The organism is Williamsia deligens (assembly GCF_024171765.1).
Lineage (GTDB): Bacteria > Actinomycetota > Actinomycetes > Mycobacteriales > Mycobacteriaceae > Williamsia_A > Williamsia_A deligens.
On sequence record NZ_JAMTCI010000001.1, the window covers coordinates 2,666,886 to 2,671,822 of the forward strand.

Here is a 4,937-nt window from a genome sequence, read left to right on the forward strand (position 1 = left end):
CCCCGACGCGGCCGTCCGCGCCACCGTCACCGCCCTCATGCCGCGCACCGGACTGGCGCCCGCGGACATCGCGACCGCGGCGACGTCACGCACGGCGGCCGTCGTCGACGCGGCCGTCGCGGCCGTCGGCACCTCCGACTGGCGCACCGTCCCCGGCCTGGTCCGTGGCGCTGCGCGCCGCCGACCGGACGCGATCGCCGTGACCGACACCGCCGGTGGCGAACTCACCTACGCAGCACTCGACGCCGCGGCGGACGGCCTCGCCCGCGCGCTCGTCGCCGCCGGGGCGGGCCCGGGACGATTCGTGGCCGTCGCCCTCGGCCGTGACGTCGACCTGGTCGTGACCCTGCTGGCCGTGATGCGGTCCGGTGCCGCGTATGTGCCGCTGGACCGCGCCCATCCGTCGGCGCGGCTGCGGACGATCCTCGACACGGCCCGGCCCGTCCTCGCCGTGGTGGGCGATCCCGACGACCTCGCCGGGACGACGGCGGTGCCGGTCCACACCCTCGACGAGCTGCGTGCCACCGACCCCGCCGACGACGTGACCCTCGTCGACCCGGACCCGCGCGAGGCGGCGTACGCGATCTTCACCTCGGGGTCGACCGGCGTCCCCAAGGGCGTCGTCGTAGAACACCGTCAGGTCACCTCGCTGCTGTCCGCCCTGCACCAGACGGTGCCGGCGGACGAGGACGATGTCTGGTCGATGGTCCACTCCGCGGCCTTCGACGTCTCCGTCGCGGAGCTGTGGACACCGCTCACCGGCGGCGGGCGACTCGTCGTCGTCGACACCGACACCGTCCGCAATCCCGTCGATCTCGTCGACACGCTCGACCGGCAGGGTGTGACCCTGCTGGCCGCGACGCCGTCGCTGTTCCACCCCGTCGCCGATGTGCTGCGCGCCCGGGGCATCCCGACCGCGCTGCGACGGATCGTGCTCGCCGGGGAGTCCTTCGATCCCGCCGCCGCCCGCCGCTGGCACGGCGATCACCCGGGGACGACCACCGCGCTGGAGAACCTCTACGGGCCGACCGAGGCGACGGTGTACGTGACCGGGCGGGCCATGACGGCCGAGTTCTCTCAGGCGGCAACCGAACCCGACATCGGGGTGGCGTTCCCGGGGTCCCGGGCGACCGTCCTCGACGCCCGTCTCGCGCCCGTCCCCGACGGCGTCCCGGGCGAACTCCACCTGGCCGGGGGACAGCTCGCCCGCGGCTATCTGGATCGACCCGATCTGACCGCCGTGCGGTTCGTCGCCGACCCCGCCGGACCGCCCGGATCGCGGATGTACCGCAGCGGTGACGTGGTCCGCCTCCGCGACGGGTCGCTCAGGTTCGCCGGTCGCGCCGACGACCAGATCAAGCTGCGCGGGTACCGGATCGAGCTGGGCGAGGTCGAGTCCGCGGTGTACGCCGCGCCGGGGGTCTCGTCGGCCGTGGTGACGGTCCACCGGCCCGACGGGGAGTCCCTCGACGGGTCCACCGACCGTCTCGTCGCCTACGTGACGGGGGCGGGCGTCGAGGCCGACGCGGTCCGCGCATCCGTCGCGGCGGTCCTGCCGGACTACATGGTGCCCTCGGACATCGTCGTCCTCGACCGGCTGCCGCTCACGGTCAACGGCAAGGTGGACCGCGCGGCGCTGCCGGCCCCGGCGCCCGTCGTGGTCGCCGCCGACGCCCCGCCGGCGACCGCCACCGAGGAGACCCTCGCCGCGATCGCCGCCGAGATCCTGGGCGTGCCGGACCTCCCGGTGACCGTGTCCGTCTTCGACCTGGGCGGCAACTCGTTGGCCGCCGCCCGGTGGGCGGTCGCGGCCTCCGAGCGTCTCGGCGTGGCCGTCTCCGTGCGCGACGTGTTCGCCCACCCGAGTGTGCGCGCCCTCGCCGCCGCCGTCGCCGGCCGCGCCGGCGGTCCCGACCGCGCGCCGCTCGTGCCGATCGACCGTGACCGCACGGTGCCGTTCGAGAGCCCGTTGTCGCCGGCACAGCAGCGCATCTGGTTCCTCGACACGATGGACCCCGGCGGCCCCGGTTACGTCATCCCGTTCGCGCTGCGACTCACCGGCGCACTGCGACCGGACGTCCTCGCCGCGGCCGTCCGGGACCTCGTGGACCGCCACGAGACGCTGCGTACCCGGTTCGTCGCGCACGACGGCACGCCCGTCGCGGTCGTCGCCCCGTCCGGGATCGACACTTCTGGGGTCGATGAGCACGCCGCCGACGTGGTGGTCGACCCGCCGATCGAACTCCGCTCGACCCCCGACGCGGTGGATCGGGTGATCGCCGAGACCGCCTGTGCCGGATTCGACCTCGCCGAACGCCCCCCGCTGCGGGTGCGACTGGCCCGCGTCGCCGACGACTCCTGGGTGCTCGTCGTCGCGATCCACCACATCATCGGCGACGGCGCGTCGGTCGCACCGATGGTCCGCGACCTCATGGCGTTCTACCGTGCGCGGCTCACGGGCACACCCGCGGACCTGCCCGCCCTGCGCGTGCAGTACACCGACCACGCCGCATGGCAGCGCGACCTCCTCGGCGACCCGACCGACCCGTCGTCCCTCGCCGCGGCACAGCTCGCCCGCTGGCGCATGCGGCTCGGTGACGTCGAGGGGGTGACGGACCTCCCGCTCGACCGCCCTCGACCGCCGGTGTGGACCGATTCCGGTGCGCAGCTGACGTTCTCGATCGACGGCGACACGTGGACCGCGCTGTGCCGCCTGGCGCACGACCACGGCGCGACACCGTTCATGGCGATGCACGCGCTGCTCGCGGTCACGCTGGCGCGGTCGGGCACCGACGACGACATCGTGGTCGGCAGCCCCGTCGCCGGCCGGGGAGCATCCGGTGTCGACGACCTGATCGGCATGTTCGTCACGACCGTCGCGCTGCGGACGCCGGTCGACCGGTCCGCGGGGTTCGTCGACCTGCTGCACCGTGTCCGCGACGTCGACATCGAGGCGATGGCCGACGCCGACGTCCCGTTCGAGATGGTCGTCGCGGACCTCGCCCCCGAACGCAGCACCGCCCACCCGCCGATCTTCGGTGTGGCACTCGCGTTCCAGAACCACGACCGGCCCGATCTGGACCTGCCCGGGGTCACCGTCGACCTCGTCGACGTCCCGACCGGCACCACGAAGGTCGACCTCCAGATCACCGTCGACGCGCCGGACGGCGATCCCGACGCCGACACACCCGTCTCCGGGGTGATCACCTATGCGACGGCGCTGTTCGACGCGGAGACCGTCGCCGAGTTCACCGACCGCATGCGGGCGCTCGCCGCGGAGATGGTCACGGCACCGCACGCGCCGGTCGGGGATCTGCCGCTGCCAGGCGCTGTCGCACCTGCGGTCGGCACACCCGACGCCGTCTCGACCGGTCGACGGCTCGCGGACGTCCTCGACGCCGCTGTCGCAGCCCATCCCGAGCGGGTCGCTGTCGTCGGTGGGGGAGAGAGCCTGACCTACGCCGAGATGTCGGCGCGGGCGAATGGGCTGGCCGGGCGCCTCACCGCGATCGGGGTCGGCCGGGGCGACGTCGTCGCGGTGGTACTGCCGCGCGGGGTCGACGCGACGGTGGCGTTCTGGGGCATCACACGCACCGGAGCCGCCGTCCTCCCCATCGATCCGACCGCACCGATCGAGCGCATCGCCGCGATGACGTCGCTCGCCGCCGTGCGCGTGGCCGTCACGGACACGGACGTGCTGCCCAACGGAGTGACCGGTGTCCCGGTGCGCGGAGGGGAGGGCGAGGCCCCTGCCCGGCCGCATCTCACCCCAAACGACGTCGCCTACGTCGTGTTCACGTCCGGATCCACCGGCATGCCGAAGGGTGTCGAGGTCACCCACGCGGGCATCGCCGCCCTCGCGGCCGAGGCGGTCCGTCGCCTGGCGCTCACCGAGGAGTCCCGGGTGCTGCGGCTCGCCGCACCGGGTTTCGACGCGGCCGTCTTCGAGACCGTCATCGCGGCCGCGGCGGGCGCCGCGCAGATCGTCGTCGACCCCGGCGTCGTGGGTGGTGCGGAGCTGGCCGACGTCCTGCGATCCGAGCACGTGACCCACGCCGTGATCACACCGGCCGCACTTGCGACGGTGCCGCCGGACGGACTCGACCACCTCGCCGTGCTGTGTGTGGCCGGTGACGCATGCGGTCCGGAACTGGTGCGTGCCTGGGCGCCCGGCCGCACCATGCTCAACCTGTACGGCCCGTCGGAGGCGACGGTCTGGTCGACGGCGAGCACTCCGATGACGCCCGACCGCCCGCCGACCATCGGCACCCCGATCGAGGGTGTCGGTGTCGAGGTGCTCGACGCGCGCCTGCAGCCGGTCCCGGTCAACGTGGCCGGCGAGCTGTACCTGTCGGGCGCCGCCCTCGCCCGCGCGTACCGCGGTCGCCCCGACCTCACCGCCGACCGGTTCGTCGCCGGGCCGGACGGTCGCCGCCGCTACCGCACCGGCGACCTCGTCCGTCGTACGCGATCGGGTGAGCTCGTGCATCTGGGGCGCAGCGACTTCCAGCTGAAGATCCGCGGTGTCCGCATCGAACCGGGTGAGGTCGACGCCGTGCTGACCGCGCGCGCCGACGTCGCCCGGGCGTTCACCGGCCCGCACCGTCTCGGCGGCGATATCGCGCTGGTCTCCTGGGTCGTCCCGGCCGGCCACGATGTCGACACCGCGGAGCTGACCACCGCAGTGGCACAGCGTCTACCGTCGGCGATGGTTCCGTCGACGATCGTCGTGGTGGACGCGCTGCCGCTCACCCCGGTCGGCAAGATCGACCGGCGCGCGCTGCCCGCCCCGGTGGCGGCGCGGGCCGTGTTCGTCGCCCCCGCCGACGAGCGCGAACGAGCCGTCGCCGACGTGGTCGCCGCTGTGCTCGACGTCGACCGGGTCTCGGTGACACGACTTCTTCGCCCTCGGTGGGACGTCCCTGTCGGCGACACGC

The 4,937-nt window shown here is 74.1% G+C and carries 1 pseudogene; it reads left to right on the plus strand.

What is annotated here, in order from left to right:
- Window positions 1-37: 37 nt before the first annotated feature.
- Window positions 38-4,705 (plus strand): annotated as a pseudogene (locus LX14_RS12350) (amino acid adenylation domain-containing protein); the annotation flags it as partial.
- Between the last annotated feature and the right edge of the window lie 232 nt (window positions 4,706-4,937).